At 62.7% G+C, this 14,396-nt stretch carries 13 protein-coding genes and 1 other RNA gene; 7 read left to right on the plus strand and 7 right to left on the minus strand.

Annotated elements, in window-relative coordinates; all coding sequences use genetic code 11:
• Positions 1–34: 34 nt before the first annotated feature.
• The 6 genes from H8S62_RS11500 to H8S62_RS11525 form a co-directional block, all read right to left on the minus strand.
• Entirely contained in the window at positions 35–229 is a 195-nt protein-coding gene (locus H8S62_RS11500) for a YwbE family protein (RefSeq protein WP_155150755.1), read from the minus strand.
• A 147-nt stretch (positions 230–376) separates the two neighbouring features.
• On the minus strand, positions 377–658 hold the full coding sequence (locus H8S62_RS11505; protein WP_155150757.1) for a DUF503 domain-containing protein: 282 nt from the start codon (positions 656–658) through the stop codon (positions 377–379).
• A gap of 73 nt (positions 659–731) precedes the next feature.
• Entirely contained in the window at positions 732–2,090 is a 1,359-nt protein-coding gene (locus H8S62_RS11510) for an MATE family efflux transporter (protein ID WP_186919439.1), read from the minus strand.
• Between the two features lie 207 nt (positions 2,091–2,297).
• Positions 2,298–3,524 (minus strand): aspartate kinase, encoded by a 1,227-nt coding sequence (locus H8S62_RS11515; RefSeq protein WP_155150761.1) that lies wholly within the window; start codon positions 3,522–3,524, stop codon positions 2,298–2,300.
• A 169-nt stretch (positions 3,525–3,693) separates the two neighbouring features.
• Positions 3,694–4,905 (minus strand): homoserine dehydrogenase, encoded by a 1,212-nt coding sequence (locus tag H8S62_RS11520; RefSeq protein WP_155150764.1) that lies wholly within the window; start codon positions 4,903–4,905, stop codon positions 3,694–3,696.
• Between the two features lie 87 nt (positions 4,906–4,992).
• A complete protein-coding gene (locus tag H8S62_RS11525; RefSeq protein WP_155150767.1) occupies positions 4,993–5,433 on the minus strand; it encodes an ACT domain-containing protein in 441 nt (146 codons plus the stop codon).
• Between the two features lie 185 nt (positions 5,434–5,618).
• Here H8S62_RS11525 and ytvI point away from each other — a divergent pair, with 185 nt between their 5' ends.
• Positions 5,619–6,689 (plus strand): sporulation integral membrane protein YtvI, encoded by a 1,071-nt coding sequence (ytvI, locus tag H8S62_RS11530; protein WP_155150770.1) that lies wholly within the window; start codon positions 5,619–5,621, stop codon positions 6,687–6,689.
• A gap of 232 nt (positions 6,690–6,921) precedes the next feature.
• Here ytvI and H8S62_RS11535 read toward each other — a convergent pair whose 3' ends face one another.
• Positions 6,922–9,756 carry a transglycosylase domain-containing protein gene (locus tag H8S62_RS11535; RefSeq protein ID WP_243141872.1) on the minus strand — a complete coding sequence of 945 codons (2,835 nt, stop codon included), beginning with the start codon at positions 9,754–9,756 and terminating at the stop codon, positions 6,922–6,924.
• A gap of 201 nt (positions 9,757–9,957) precedes the next feature.
• Here H8S62_RS11535 and H8S62_RS11540 point away from each other — a divergent pair, with 201 nt between their 5' ends.
• The 6 genes from H8S62_RS11540 to H8S62_RS11565 all read left to right on the plus strand — a co-directional run bounded on the left by H8S62_RS11540 (position 9,958) and on the right by H8S62_RS11565 (position 14,297).
• On the plus strand, positions 9,958–10,296 hold the full coding sequence (locus H8S62_RS11540; protein WP_243255616.1) for a DUF1292 domain-containing protein: 339 nt from the start codon (positions 9,958–9,960) through the stop codon (positions 10,294–10,296).
• Between the two features lie 142 nt (positions 10,297–10,438).
• Positions 10,439–10,630, plus strand: a non-coding RNA gene (gene ssrS / locus H8S62_RS11545) — 6S RNA.
• Between the two features lie 273 nt (positions 10,631–10,903).
• A complete protein-coding gene (locus H8S62_RS11550) occupies positions 10,904–12,547 on the plus strand; it encodes a peptidylprolyl isomerase (protein WP_186919441.1) in 1,644 nt (547 codons plus the stop codon).
• A gap of 242 nt (positions 12,548–12,789) precedes the next feature.
• Entirely contained in the window at positions 12,790–13,509 is a 720-nt protein-coding gene (locus H8S62_RS11555) for a tRNA threonylcarbamoyladenosine dehydratase (protein ID WP_186919442.1), read from the plus strand.
• Between the two features lie 54 nt (positions 13,510–13,563).
• Positions 13,564–13,926 (plus strand): sulfite exporter TauE/SafE family protein, encoded by a 363-nt coding sequence (locus tag H8S62_RS11560; RefSeq protein ID WP_243141870.1) that lies wholly within the window; start codon positions 13,564–13,566, stop codon positions 13,924–13,926.
• A complete protein-coding gene (locus tag H8S62_RS11565; protein ID WP_186919444.1) occupies positions 13,926–14,297 on the plus strand; it encodes a sulfite exporter TauE/SafE family protein in 372 nt (123 codons plus the stop codon). Before H8S62_RS11560 ends, H8S62_RS11565 begins: the two co-directional genes overlap by 1 nt.
• The last annotated feature ends 99 nt before the right edge of the window (positions 14,298–14,396 follow it).

Raw genomic sequence — 14,396 nt, forward strand, 5'->3', positions numbered from 1 at the left:
CCGCTCCGTCTGCGCAAAGCGAGCGCCGCAAGAGCTACTCCAGAATCTCCTGCACGCGCCCCACCTGCCCGTCCTCCAGCATGACCTTGATTCCGTGGGGGTGAAAGCTGCTCCTGGTCAGCAGCCGCATCACCACGCCCTCGGTGAGTCTTCCGGTGGGCTGGTCGGCCTTCCGTACCACTTGAACCCGCGCGCCCACTTTCACGTCGGCCCGGTTTTGTCCGTTCATCTCTCAGCACCTCCCCGCTGCGCAGTCTGCAAGCGCATCCTTTCCGCTATTGTCTCCAGCCGCGGGGGCGGCAGCTCAGCCGGAAGCGCGGCGATATACACGTCGGCCGCAGCCGGGACCTTCTTTCCCCCGCCCATACCCCTGCTCCTACAAAAATTCAGTTTCCGCGGAGGTAATTTCCGCCTCGGTGTGCGCCGCCGCAAAGTCCTGGATGTGGGCCAGGATGCTGTCGGCCTGGGCGGTCCCGGCGGCGAGCGCCGCCACGGCCAGTACGATTACCTGATGGGTGTCCTGCTCCTCCGCCTCAATGGCGGAGACGTTGAACTGGTTTTGAATCCGGGTAAGCAGGCTCTTTACCTCCATCCTCTTCTCCTTGAGGGAGTGGACCCACGGGGCGTAGAGCCTCAGCGTCAGCAGTGCGACCGTCATTCTTCTCCACCTCTCCTCCGGTTTAGTCTGCCCTTCCGGCACAGATTGTAACACACAGCCGCCCCGCCGGCCATCATGAATTCAAAAGGCGCTTCTCCGCCCATTTCCGGCTGTGCCAGCGCCAGAGGAAGAGCCCCGCCCGGATACACTCGTCGCAGGCCATGGCGATCCACAGCCCCTTGAGCCCCATGCCGAAGACCATGCCCAGCAGGATGCTCCCGCCCACGCCCACCAGCCAGGCGTCGATGACGCAGATGACGATGGGGAAGCGGATGTCCCCGCAGGCCTGGAGGGCGCGGCACATGGTCATATTCACCGCCCGGCCCAGCTCCAGAGGAATTTCAATGAGCATAATGGCCTGGGCCAGCTCCAGCACCTGGGGGTCCCGGGTGAAGAGGCTGTAGAGCGGCCGGCAGAAAATTGCCAGCAGGACGGACACCGCCCCCGAGATGGCGATGGAGGAGACCAGCGTCAGCTTTACCCGCCTGTCCGTCCCCTCAACGTCCCCCGCGCCCATAAGCCGGGCAGCCACCACCTGGGCGGCCTGAGAGATGGCCGAGCCGAACATATAGGTGATGTTGGCGAACATATTGGCGTACACCCTTGTGTTGACCACAAAGGAGGCAAAGTTGTTGCAGACGGTCTGGATGCAGATCTGGGACATGTTGTAGGAGAGGGACTCGCCCCCGGTGGGCACGCCGATGCGCAGAAGGCGGCGCAGCTGGTGGCTGGGGAAGGGCCTCAGCTCCCGGAGCCGGACCACACGCCCGAATTTCTTCACAAAGAGCACGGCGATGATCACCACGCCCACCACCCGGGACACGCCGCTGGACACCGCTGCACCGGCCACGCCCATGGCGGGCAGAGGGCCAGCGCCGTTGATCAGCAGGTAGTTGCCGCCGATGTTCAGCAGATTCATGACGACCGATACCAGCATGGTCTCCTTCATCATCTGGCTGGAGCGGAAGAAGGCGGTAAAGGTCAGGTAGACTGCCTGGAAGGCCATGCCCGCGCCGATAATCCGCATATAGAGGCAGGTCTTGGCAAAAATCTCCTCATGGACTCCCATGAGCCGGAAGATGGGCCCGCAGCCCAGGATGAGGACGAGGCTCACAGCCAGGCCGAAAATCAGGTTCGTGAAGAGGGAGACGCTATAGGTCTGGCTGACGCTCCGCCCGTCCCGGGCCCCGATATACTGGGAGATTAGTATCATGGAGGCGGTGCAGATTACCGAGAAGACCAGCAGCAGAAGATTGGTCACCTGGTTGGCGTTGCCGATGGCCCCCACGCCGTTGGGGTCCACCCAGCCCACCATAATCTGGTCCGCGTTGCCCACCAGCATCTGGAGCAGGAGCTCTATAAAAATAGGCCAGGTAAGCCGCAGGACATTGTTCTCCTGCTTCTTCAGCGGCACGGCGCTTGTGCTTGTCATGGGGCATCCGCCCTTTCTGTGAGATTCAAAGGTTTTGACATCTCATTATAAGGCAGCCACGGCCAATTTCAATTGTGAGTATTTACGCAAATTGGAGGCCGCGGGGGTGGATGTTCATCAAGGCGACGAAGGCCCGGGCGCGGCTCTCCAAAAAAGAGGGGCCGGGAAAATTCCCGGCCCCTCGGCTGCGCCTATTTCATTATCGAATCAGTTTCCGCCGCCAAACTCGGAAAAGAACTTGTCGTGGATGACCTGGACGGCCCGGTCGGTGTCGCTGATGTCCACCAGGACGGAGACCTTGATCTCGCTGGTGGAGATCATGTTGATGTTGACGCCCGCGTTGTAGAGGGCCTCGAACATGGTGGCGGCCACGCCGGGGTTGTTGATCATCCCCGCGCCCACGATGGAGACCTTGGCAATATTGTCGCTCACGTCGATGTGGTCGAAGCCCAGGTATTCCTTGTTGTCCTCCAGCACCCTCTTGGCCAGCTCCTTGTCGCCCTTGTGGACGGTGAAGCTGATATCCTTGGTATCGTTTCGTCCGATGGACTGGAGGATAATGTCCACGTTGACCTTTTCCTTCGCCAGCAGGGAGAATATTTTGAAGGCGATGCCCGGAGTATCCTGCAGGCCCACCAGGGCCAGGCGGGCGATATCCTTGTCCTTGGCCACGCCGCTCACATGCGTCTTTTCCACGTTCTTTACGACCTCCTTGACTTTGGTCCCGGGCTTGCCCGAGAAACTGGAGATGACCTCCATGTTGACGTTGTATCTCTTCGCCATCTCGACGGAGCGGTTGTGCAGCACCTGGGCGCCGAGGGTCGCCAGCTCCAGCATCTCGTCGAAGGTGATCTCGTCCAGCTTTTTCGCGCCCTGGACGTTGCGGGGATCGGCGGTGTACACGCCGTCCACGTCGGTGTAGATCTGGCACAGGTCGGCATGGAGGGCGGCCGCCAGCGCCACCGCCGAGGTGTCCGATCCGCCCCGGCCCAGGGTGGTGACGTCGTCGTAGCGGTTGATGCCCTGGAAGCCGGTGACGATGACGATGCATTTCTTGTCCAGCTCCGAGAGCAGCCGCTCGGTCTCAATACGCTTGATGCGGGCGTTGGAGTAGCCGGTGTTGGTCCTGACCCCCGCCTGCCAGCCCGTGAGGGAGACCACCGGATAGCCCATTGCCTCAATGGCCATGGCGCACAGGGAGCAGGAGATCTGCTCGCCGGTGCTCAGGAGCATATCCATCTCCCGCTTGGATGCGTGGGGATTGATCTCCGCAGCCTTGGCAATCAGGTCGTCGGTGGTGTCGCCCTGGGCGGAGAGGACCGCCACCACATTGTGCCCCTTGCGGTAGGTCTCGGTGATGATCCGGGCGACGTTGCGTATCTTATCCGCGTCGGCCACCGAGCTGCCGCCGAATTTTTGTACGATGAGTCCCATGTATATGTACCCCCAATAAGGTGAATCTGAAAGAACGTGCAGGGACCTGGCGGCTCTGTCGGGGCTAACTGCCCGGCATGACGGACAAAGCGGTCACGTCCCTGCTCCGGTATATGGCCTCCGCGCAGGCGGAGCCCCAACTCATACTATGCCGCTGCGCCCGCTGCCGTTAGTCCAGGATCCGGATGACGGACAGCGCTTTCATCCCGGCCAGCTTCCCATCCAGCGCGGGGCGGGTCATGGCGGCCGTCAGGAAGGCGGTCTCCCCCGCAGGCGCGCCGGAGCGGGCCAGGAAATCCACCTCGCCGAAGGCGGCGCGGACCGCGTCGGTCCCCGCCTCGGCCCGGACGTACCAGGCGCTCTCCAGGCCGTCGGGGGGGGTGGTCACGTCGTCTCCGCCGGGACCCCAGCTCATATACTTACGGGTCTTCAGGTGTTTGGCGGCGTCCATCACGTCGGCCACCACAGCGCTGGCGGTGGGCAGCTTGCCCGCGCCGGGGCCGTAGAACATCACATCCCCGATGGCGTCGCCCTTGACCGTGATGGCGTTGAAGACCGCCTCCACGCTGGCCAGGGGGGCGGAGCCGTCCACCAGATGGGGGGCCACATAGGCCATGACCCTGCCGTCCTCCCGCCGGATGGCCCGGCCCAGGAGCTTCACCTTCCGGCCGCAGGCGTCGGCGTAGGCCACATCGGCCAGGGTCACCCTGGTGATGCCCTCGGTGGGCACCTGGCCGGGGTAGATGTGCCGCCCGAAGGCCAGAGAGCCCAGAATGCAGATCTTCCGGCAGGCGTCGTGACCCTCGATGTCGGCGGTGGGGTCCTGCTCGGCGTAGCCGTTTTGCTGGGCCTCCTTGAGCGCGGCGTCAAAGGAGAGTCCGGCCTTAATCATCCGGGTGAGGATATAGTTGGTGGTGCCGTTGAGAATGCCGCAGATCTCGGTAAGCTCGTTGGCCGCCAGGCACTGGCTCAGGGGGCGGATGATGGGGATGCCGCCGCCCACGCTGGCCTCGAAAAGGTAGCTCACGTCGTGCTCCTTGGCAAGCTGCATCAGGTCGTAGCCGTGGGTCGCCACCAGCTCCTTGTTGGACGTCACCACGCTCTTCCCCGCCCTGAGGGCCCGCTCGGTGAACTCCTTGGCAATCCGCGCGCCGCCGATGGTCTCCACCACCACGTTGATCTCGGGGTCGTTCTCAATCAGGGCAAAATCGTGGATGATCTTATCGCCGAAGGGGCTGTCGGGGAAATCCCGCACGTCCAGGATATACTTGAGCTGGACGCTGTTGTGGACCTTCTCCTCAATGTGGGCGTTGTTCTTGGTCAGAACCTCGGCCACGCCGGAGCCCACCGTGCCGAAGCCCAGGATCGCTACCTTAACCATGTTCCTCTCTCCTCTGTCAAACCGCCGCAGGCGATTTTAAATTAGATTCGTTTAAAGGGCGCATGAGCCGCCCCCCGGAGTCGGGCCTCAGCCCGCCAGGATCTCGCAGCGGACCACGCCCTCCTGGGCGGCCACCCGGTTCATCAGATCCTCCACCGGCTCCTCCAGCCCGGAGGTCTCCGCGCCGATGGTCACAGCGGCGCAGCCGCTGGTGGGAATGCCCTGGTTGATGGTGAGAATATTCCCACCCGTCCGGGCAAAGATATTCAGGACCGAGGAGAGCACCCCCGGCTCATCCTTCAGCATGATCTGGAAGGTCACGATGCGCCCGTGGAGCATATCGTTGAAGGGGCGCACCGCATCCTTATATTTATAAAAGGCGCTGCGGCTGATCCCCGCCACCTTCGTGGCCTGGTTCACCGTGGACGCCTCGCCGGTCTCCAGCATACGCTTGGCCTCGGCCACCTTGAGGAAGACCTCCGGCAGGGCCTCGGCCTCCACGATAAAGTATTTAGGTTTCTTTGACATTCTATTCACTCCCTCTCCGGCTTGTGTCTCTCTTACGAAGCCATTTGTATTTGTGTTGGAGTATATTTTAGCATAGTAAAGTTGGCGGCGCAAGCCCCAATCCGACAGGTAATGTCACGGTTTTTCCGCCGCAGGCGGACAAATTCCCGTCGATTTGTACAAGAATGTGGAGGGGGAAGTTTTTTTTGCCTGAGAACAAGCACGCGCGTCTCCTGCTCCGGCTCATCTATCTGGCCCTGGGACTGCTGGGGCTGTGGCTCTTCCTGGCCTTTCTCCTCCCCTGGCTCCTCCCCTTCCTCATCGCCCTGGCCCTGGCCTGGGCCATCGAGCCCGCAGTGCGCCTGCTGGAGCGGAAACTGCATCTGCGGCGGTGGCTGGCCTCTGCCGCGTGTACGATGGCGCTGATACTGGTCCTCTGCGGGCTGCTGGGTCTCATCCTTTGGCGGGCGGGGTACGAGGTGGCCCTCCTGCTGGGCCGCCTGCCCACCCTTCTCTCCGGCCTGCCCACCCTGGGCGGGCATCTGGAGGACTGGGCCTACCGCTTCACGGTGGCCCTGCCCGTCCAGTTTCAGGACTTCTTTCAGGAGGCCCTCTCCGGCCTCATCAGCCAGGGCATCTCCCTGCCCAACCGCTTCTACGACGCGCTGGCCGGGCTGGTGACCCGCTGCGCCGCCGCCCTGCCGGATGGAATGCTGTTTCTCTTTACAACCGCTCTGGCCACATACTTCTCCAGCGCCGGCCGTGCCAGGCTTCTGGCGTTTCTGCGCCGACAGGCGCCCCAGTCCTGGCAGGGGCGTCTGGAGGAGTCCAGGGTCATTCTAAAAGGCGCCTTCGGCGGCTGGCTGAGGGCCCAGGGGATTCTCATGCTGGTGACCTTCGGGGAGCTTGCGGTGGGCTTTCTCCTCCTCAGGGTGGACCTCTTTCTCCTGCTGGCCGCGCTGGTGGCGCTGGTGGACGCCCTGCCCGTATTCGGAACGGGGACGGTCCTTCTCCCCTGGGCGCTGGTGACCTTTCTCTCCGGGGACTGGAAGCTGGCGCTGGGCCTTCTCGCCCTCTACGGTCTGGTCTCCCTGGTGCGCAGCCTGCTGGAGCCCAAGCTGGTGGGGGATAAAGTCGGCCTCCCGCCTCTGGCCGCCCTCTTCGCCATGTACCTCGGCTTTAAAGCCCTTGGCGTGCCGGGCATGATTCTGGCCCCCCTGGCCGCCATCTTCGTCAAGCGGCTCCACGACAGCGGGGTCATCAAGCTCTGGCGCTAGAGCGTTTCGCGGATAAAAGGTTTCTTTCCACCCTCTTTTTCAGTCATCCCGGCCCACTTACCCTCCCGTATTGAGCGCAAAACAGCGGACTTCCAGACGGAAGTCCGCTGTTTTGCTTGATAAAGAAGTCCCGAGGGGTTTCCTTGACAGAACGCTGCATAACGGATACTTATTTGATTCCGCCGTCCGCGAACGGCGGAACTCTGCGAGGCTTTCTCTGCGGAGGGTTTTGTCACGCCGCCGGTACGAAGGGCTCGTCCGGGGGCGTATCCGGTTCGTCGGTGGGCACCGCGGGGGGCGTCGGCTCCACGCCGCCGGGCTCGCTGGGCTCAGGGGCCGGCGTGTCCGTGGGCGGGGTCTGGGTCGTGGAGGGCCAGGTGAGGGGGTTACTGATATCAAACCCCGGCCACTGCTCCTGGGTGGGCCAGGTGGAGGGTTCAAACTGGTCGAAGGTGTTGGGATCGTAAGCCGTGGGCGGCACGAAATTCGGCCAGGTGACCATGTCCTCGGGGTCGAAGCCGGGCCACTGCTGCTCGGTGGGCCAGGTGGAGGTGTCGTCCGGGTTGAAGGTGCCGGGGTCGTAGGGGATGGGCTCGGTGTGGACGGTGCAGTAGGCGCCCTCTCCCGCGTTGACCAGATACTCCTTGGTGAAGATATCGTCGCCGATGCTGTAGCTGTCGCTCACACGCTGGCGCTCAAAGTCCAGAACGGAGACGGTGGAGCAGCGGTCCTCCGGGCAGAATTCCCCGGCCAGATGGTACATCCCCGTGGGGTTGCCCTTGGCGTCCAGGAAGGGGTCGTCCAGACAGACCTTGACCAGTCCGCCCTCCGGGAAGGGCGTCTGATTGTGCATGGTGCAGTACTGGGTGGGCGCGTCGCCGGGGAAGTAGTACTCGGTGTCCACCTGCACCCCTCTGGGGTCCATATAGCACGCGTCGGAGAGAAGCATTCCGCTCTCGGCGCAGGTCTTGACCGCCACCAGGCCGTCCGGCTTGGGGAAGTCCTTGTTCTCCAGGCCCTCGTGGACCTGGCTCATCACCTTTTTCCACATGACTGCGGCGGGATTGGAGCCGCTCTCCGTCTTAACCCGCTCCTGCTGGTCGTAGCCGGTCCAGACCGCGGCGGTGTAATAGGGGGTGTAGCCCACGAACCAGCGGTCCTTGTTCTGATCGGTGGAGCCGGTCTTGCCGGCCACGGTCATGTTGTCCAGAACCGCCTGATAGCCGGTGGCAATGCTGCCGTTCACCCGTTTGGTGCTCACCACGTCCTTGAGCATGGAATTCATATACCATGCCGTCGTATCCTTCATGGCGGTGGTGGGCATCCGGTCGGTGTTGTCCAGAATGACGTTGCCCTTGTTGTCCAGCACCCGGGTATAGGTCCGGGAGTCCAGATAGGTGCCGCCCCGGGGGAAGGTGGAGTAGGCCGTCGCCATCTCCCGGACGGACACGCCCTTGGTGAGGCCGCCCATGGAGAGGGGGGCCAGGGCGATATCGGTGGAAATTTTGCCGTTGGAGTGGACCTGCTCCCGGATGAGGCTCTCCCCCTCCGTAAACCCGAGCTGGGTGGTGAGGTAGTTGAAGGACTCGTCTGGGGTCAGCTCAGCCAGGACCTTAATCGCCACCGTGTTGGACGAGATGGTGAGGGCGTCCCGGACGGTCATGCGTCCGTAGTACCGGAGATAGGAGTTGCTGGGATAGGACGGCGCCTGATAGGGGGAGTCGTCGTAGACGCTGCCGGGCGAGATGAGTCCGATGTCGATGGCCCTGGCGTAGACCGACAGGGGCTTGAACGACGAGCCGGGGGCGCGCTTGGTGTCCGTGGCCCGGCTCCAGACCCGGCTGCTCTCCTTCTCCCCCATGCCGCCGGACAGCGCCACGATGTTGCCGCTGGGGTCCACGATGACGATGGCGGACTGGAGCTGCTGGCCGGAGCCGGAGATATAGGGCAGGTTGTCGAAATTCTGATAGACCTCGTCCACAATGGCCTGGATTTCGGGGTCGATGCAGGTCTCGATCTTCAGGCCGCCGTAATAGATGAGGTCGGTGGCCATCTTCTCGGAGTAGTCCTTCTGCTCCATCAGGTCGCGGATGACGTCGGAGATGACCTGATCCTCGTACCAAGTGTACACGGTCTCCTCCCGCTCCTCGTCCTGACCGCGGACGTAGTTCAGCCCGGCATCCAGCTCCGCCTTGGCCTGGTCATACTCCTCCTGGCTGATCATCTCTTCCTCCAGCATGCGGCCGATGGTCAGCTTGGCCCGGAAGGTGTTGTTGTCCCTGCCCCAGGTGGGCTTGTCCGGCCGGGTGGCGTAGGGGTTGTACACCGAGGGGTTGTTGGTGATGCTGATGAGGCTGGCGCACTCCGCCAGGGAGAGCTGCGAAACATCCTTGCCGAAATAGGCGTAGGACGCGGTATAGACGCCGTTGCAGTGCTCGCCCAGGTAGATGTAGTTGAGGTACCACTCCAGGATGGTGTTCTTGTCGTACTTCTTCTCAAACTCCAGCGCCCGGAAGATCTCCAGGATTTTGCGCTGGACGGTGACCTCGTCGTCGTCGGTCAGGTTTTTGATGAGCTGCTGGGTAATGGTGGAGCCGCCCTGAATATCCCCGCCGGTGAACATGGAGAGGATGCCCTTGGCGGTGCGAATCCAGTCCACGCCGTGGTGGCTGCGGAAACGGTGATCCTCAATGGCGATGGTGGCGTTCACCAAGTTCTGGGGCAGGTCCTCGTATTTCACCCACACCCGGTTCTCCGTGCCGTAGATGCTGCGCAGCTCCACCGGACTTCCGGTGCTCTTGTCCGTGTAGTACATCGTGCTGCTCAGGGACATATCCACGGAGAAATCATAGAGATTCAAATCTGCCTTGGGGACGATGACCTGATTGATGTAGGTCACGGCGAAGCAGGCCATAATCGCTCCCGTGGTGACTCCAATCAGCAGCAGGGTCCCCAGGACCTTGCCGATGACGGCCAGCACATGGAGCACCGGATTGCGCTTTTTGCGCTTCTTGCGCCTGGGCGCGGGCTGCTGCGCGCCCGTATGCGTCTGGTTCGTATTTGCCAAAACGACACCTCCGAATTTGTCGTAACACATCGCTTTTGTTGGAATGGGTACAAAATGCCAGTTTGAGCGTATAGGGTATTATACCATAATTCGTGAACTTGTCCACCCTAAAAAATTACATTTATTGGATAACATGCCTGCCGGTCAAAAAATTCCCCCGTCCCATACTTGCATTTTTCCATGGCAGCGGGTAAAATAGCATTGAAGAAACGAAAGGACACGGTGGATACTATGGGCGAAGAATACGGCGGAGATTTTATCTCCATAACCGACGAGGACGGCAACGAATTCGAGCTGGAGCATCTGGACACCATCGAGTATAACGGCCAAACCTACATGGCCTTCTTCCCCGCCGTCGAGGAGGAAAAAGAGGTTGAGGACATCGACCTGGACGAGGAGTACGGACTCATTATTCTCAAGGTAGTGGAGGAGAACGGCGAGGAGCAGCTCTCCACCCTGGACAGCGAGGAGGAGCTGGAGCTGGTGTACCAGCAGTTTATGGACGCTCTGTTTGACGAGGAGGAGGGCGGCACGGAGTAAGCCGCCGCGCCCTGTGCGCCTCCCCGTCGAACCTCAAATCAATCATCCCGTCCCTCTCCCTCACACAGCGGGGGGATGTTCGCAGCAGTGTGCATGCCGCTGCGTATCCGTCCGGCGCGATGCTTTCGCCGGACGATGAGCCTCACCCCTGCTCGGTGCGTGATGGACCTTATTTAAACCCACATCTCTGAAACGGGACGCCCCCTCATGGCGCGGATCGCAGGCCTCCCGGCCCACCGGGCCGGAAGTTGGAAGCGGAGAAACGTCATGGAGGCAACCCACCTGCCATTCGTGCAGGTTTTAAATGGGTCCACACGGCCAGAGCGGGGATACTGAATGACTGCGGGGCGCCTCCCCACCCGGGGAGGCGCCCTCTTTCCGGTTAAAACAGCCGCATACGGTAAAAACTATCCCTTAATTATATAGCGCGGCGCCATGTCGGCCGGCCGGCCGCTTCTGTGCGCTTGCGCCCGCACTTCGCGGAGCGCGGGACCGTGGGATTTTAGACTTGCAAGTTTCGCCATTTTCCTGTATAATGCAACGATGTGTAAGCGGGCGGGGCATCGCTCCCCCGCCTTCGTATTACGACGAGAGGACTGAGACATTCATGAGCGCATCCAGAGAAAAGAAGCAGCGCCTAAGCAGCGGTGAGGCCCTGACTCAAAAGGAACTCAAGGAGCGTAAGGAGGCGGAAGCCGCCAAGCGCAAGACCATCACCTACTGGATTGTCGGCATTGTGGTCGTGATTCTGGTGGCCGCCCTGCTGATTTGGGACTCCGGCCTGATCCAGCGGAACATGACGGCCGCCACCATCGGCGGGGAGAATCTCTCCGTTGCCGAGATGCAGTACTACTACAATTCCGCCCGTCAGTCTGAGATTCAGCAGCAGCAGATGTACTCCCAGTACGGCATCAGCATCCTCAGCGATCCCTATGTGATGTACGACTCCAGCTCCGCCCTAGGCGACGAGCAGGTCTACAACACCGAGTCCGGCCAGACCTACGCCGATCACTTCAAGGAGTCCGCCCTCAACAACGCCCGGCGGGTCATCGCCCTGAACCAGGCCGCCAAGGCCGAGGGGTACACCCTCTCCGCCGACGGCAAGGCCTCCGTCGATGAGAGCATTGCCAGCCTGAAGGAGGGCGTGAAGTCCAGCAACTGGTCCAGCCTGGGCGCCTACCTCTCTGCGGCCTACGGCAGCTACGTCAGCGAGAGCCTCTACGTGAAGCAGGTCACCGCCTCCACGCTGGCCAACGAGTACGCCACCCATCATCAGGATTCTCTCACCTATGACGACGCCGCCCTGAACGACTACGCCGCCGAGAATCCCGCCACCGTCTACAGCTACGACTACCGCGTGGCCTATGTCGACGGCTCCGTGCCCACCACCGACGCCGAGGGCAACACCGTGGAGGTCACCGACGACCAGAAGGCCGCCGCGCTGGGCGCCGCCAAGACCAAGGCCGACGTGCTGGCCGAGGGCGTGAAGAAGGCCTCCGACAAGTCCGGCGCCTTTGACGAGCTGGTAACCTCCGCCGTCGGCGAGGACTCCACCTACGCCAGCGCCGACAACAACCTCAAGACCGCCGTCCTGGGCAGCGCGCTCTCCCAGGACTACACCGCCAACGCCTACTACGACTGGCTGACCAGCGCCGACCGCAAGGCCGGTGATGTGGAAGTCATCGAGTCCACCAGCGGCTACTATGTGGTTCTCCTGACGGACCGCTACCTGAACGACGCGGCCACCGTAGACGTGCGCCACATCCTCGCCAAGGCCGAGCTCACTCCCGCCGACGAGGAGGCCGGCACTCCCGCCGCCACCGAGCCCACCCAGGAGCAGATGGACGCCGCAAAGGCCAGGGCTCAGGAGGCTCTGGACAGATATCTGGCCGGCGAGCAGACCGCCGAGGCCTTCGGCGCCCTGGCCAACGAGCTGTCCGACGATACCGGCTCCAACACCAAGGGCGGCCTCTATACCTACGTGGAAGAGGGCTCCATGGTCAAGGGCTTCAACGACTGGATCTTCGACCCCGCCCGGCAGAGCGGCGACACCGGTCTGGTGGAGCAGAACGAAGCGGGCGGCAATTACTTCGGCTGGCACGTGGTCTACTTCCAGGGCGTGAACGGCCCCAAGTGGCACGAGGTCGCCGAGAGTGCGCTGAAGTCCGCCGATATGACCGCCTGGCTGGAGGGTCTGGACGAGGCCTGCGCCATTACCGAGTCCGGCAGCATGTCCCTGGCGCTGAAGTAAGCACCAATCCTTCCCGCAGGGGCATCTCCCCTGCGGGAAGTTTTCTTTCCGGGCATGGGCCCCCTGTCCGCCGGGGTCGGCGCCGCCGAATGGGAAGTGCGGACAGCGGCTGGCGGCGCGCGCTCATAGAGTCCTCAGCGCCGGGAGTCCTGTCCCCCGCAGCTCCCTCAGCTGGCCCGCCGTTCGGTGCGGATTTCCAGGGACCGGCCTTACAGATTGTATCCACCACACAGGAGGCTGCTATGCACGAACAATTTCTCCGCACGGAAATGGTTCTGGGCCCCCGGGCCATGGAGCGTCTGGCCGCCGCCCATGTGGCCGTGCTGGGCCTGGGCGGCGTGGGCAGCTGGGCCGCGGAGGCCCTGGCCCGGGCGGGAGTTGGCGAGCTGACCCTTGCCGACCACGACGAGGTGGGCGTCACCAACATCAACCGCCAGATTGAAGCCCTCTGGTCCACCCTGGGCCGTCCCAAGGCCGAAGCCCTGGCCGAGCGCGTACTGGACATCAATCCGAACTGTAGGGTTCATCCGCTTGTCATCCGCTATGACCAGGGCACCCGTGAGGAATTCTTTGCCCCGCGCTACGACTACATCGTGGACGCCATCGATACCGTCTCCAGCAAGCTGGATCTGATAGAGACCGCACGGGAGCGCGGCGTCCCTGTCGTCTCGGCACTGGGCACCGGCAACAAGCTGGACCCTGCGCAGTTTCGCATTACCGATATCTCCAAAACCGAGGGCTGTCCCCTGGCCCGGGTGATCCGCAAGGAGCTGAGAAGCCGGGGCATCGTGCACCACCGCGTCCTCTTCTCTCCCGAGCCGCCCCACCGGGCCGAGCAGCGCGAGGCCCCGCCACCCGGCCGGCGGAGCGTCCCGGCCAGTGTGCCCTGGGTGCCGCCGGTGGCGGGACTGATGCTGGCCGGGGATGTGGTCATGACCCTGGCCGGCCTGAACGAGGGCTGAGCGCGTATAAAAATCCCTCCCGCTGGCAAACTATCGCCAATGGGAGGGATTTTTTTGCGGATTCCTGAAAAAGTGCGCTTTGCCGTGGCCGGGGCGGGGGCGGGGATTGCCAACGGCTTCTTCGGCGGAGGGGGCGGCATGATACTGGTCCCCCTGCTCACCCGCTGGTGCGGCCTGGACCAGCGGCGGGCCTTCGCCACCTCGGTGGCGATCATTCTGCCCCTCTGCGTGTGCTCGTCCGTCATCTACCTCTTTCGGGGCGGGCTGGATTTCATGCTGGCGCTCCCCTATCTGGCCGGAGGACTGATCGGGGGCTTTGTGGGCGGCAAGGTCTTCAAAAAGGTGAACATGGTCTGGCTGCGCCGCGTCTTCGCGCTGTTTATCCTCTACGGCGGCGTGAAGGCCCTCTTTTTCTGATGGGGTGGCTGATACCGGCCCTCGCCGGGGCGGTTACCGGCGTGCTCTCCGGCTTCGGCGTGGGGGGCGGCACCCTGCTGCTCATCTATATGACCGCCTTCGCCGGCGTGCCCCAGAATCTGGCCCAGGGGGTCAATCTGCTCTACTTCCTCCCCACCGCAGCCACCGCCCTGCCCGCCCACGTCAAAAACGGATACGTTGAAAAAAAAGCCCTGTTACCCTCCGTCCTGGCCGGACTCCTGGGCACGGGCCTTGCCGCCTGGGTGGCCACCGCCCTGGATGTGGCGCTGCTCCACAAATGCTTTGGCGCCTTCCTGATCTATATCGGCGTGTCCGAGCTGCTGCGCAGGGACGCGCCCGGGGATTCTTAGCGTCCCTTCCCATCCAGCCCAGGCTGGATGGGAGCCCTTTTCTTTTTCACCCTCGGGACAACTAAATTGTCCCTGCGGCAAGGTTTTGCCCCTGCCCCA

This window comes from Lawsonibacter faecis, from assembly GCF_014287675.1.
In the GTDB taxonomy this organism is placed as follows: Bacteria; Bacillota; Clostridia; order Oscillospirales; family Oscillospiraceae; genus Pseudoflavonifractor; species Pseudoflavonifractor faecis.

Excerpts from the sequence above, each read along its gene's own strand:
- H8S62_RS11555 (WP_186919442.1), top strand. The coding sequence starts at position 12,790 with ATGCACGAACAATTTCTCCGCACGGAAATGGTTCTGGGCCCCCGGGCC.
- H8S62_RS11515 (WP_155150761.1), bottom strand. The coding sequence starts at position 3,524 with ATGGGACTCATCGTACAAAAATTCGGCGGCAGCTCGGTGGCCGACGCG.
- H8S62_RS11520 (WP_155150764.1), bottom strand. The coding sequence starts at position 4,905 with ATGGTTAAGGTAGCGATCCTGGGCTTCGGCACGGTGGGCTCCGGCGTG.
- H8S62_RS11565 (WP_186919444.1), top strand. The coding sequence starts at position 13,926 with ATGGGGTGGCTGATACCGGCCCTCGCCGGGGCGGTTACCGGCGTGCTC.
- H8S62_RS11550 (WP_186919441.1), top strand. The coding sequence starts at position 10,904 with ATGAGCGCATCCAGAGAAAAGAAGCAGCGCCTAAGCAGCGGTGAGGCC.
- H8S62_RS11510 (WP_186919439.1), bottom strand. The coding sequence starts at position 2,090 with ATGACAAGCACAAGCGCCGTGCCGCTGAAGAAGCAGGAGAACAATGTC.
- H8S62_RS11500 (WP_155150755.1), bottom strand. The coding sequence starts at position 229 with ATGAACGGACAAAACCGGGCCGACGTGAAAGTGGGCGCGCGGGTTCAA.
- H8S62_RS11505 (WP_155150757.1), bottom strand. The coding sequence starts at position 658 with ATGACGGTCGCACTGCTGACGCTGAGGCTCTACGCCCCGTGGGTCCAC.
- H8S62_RS11525 (WP_155150767.1), bottom strand. The coding sequence starts at position 5,433 with ATGTCAAAGAAACCTAAATACTTTATCGTGGAGGCCGAGGCCCTGCCG.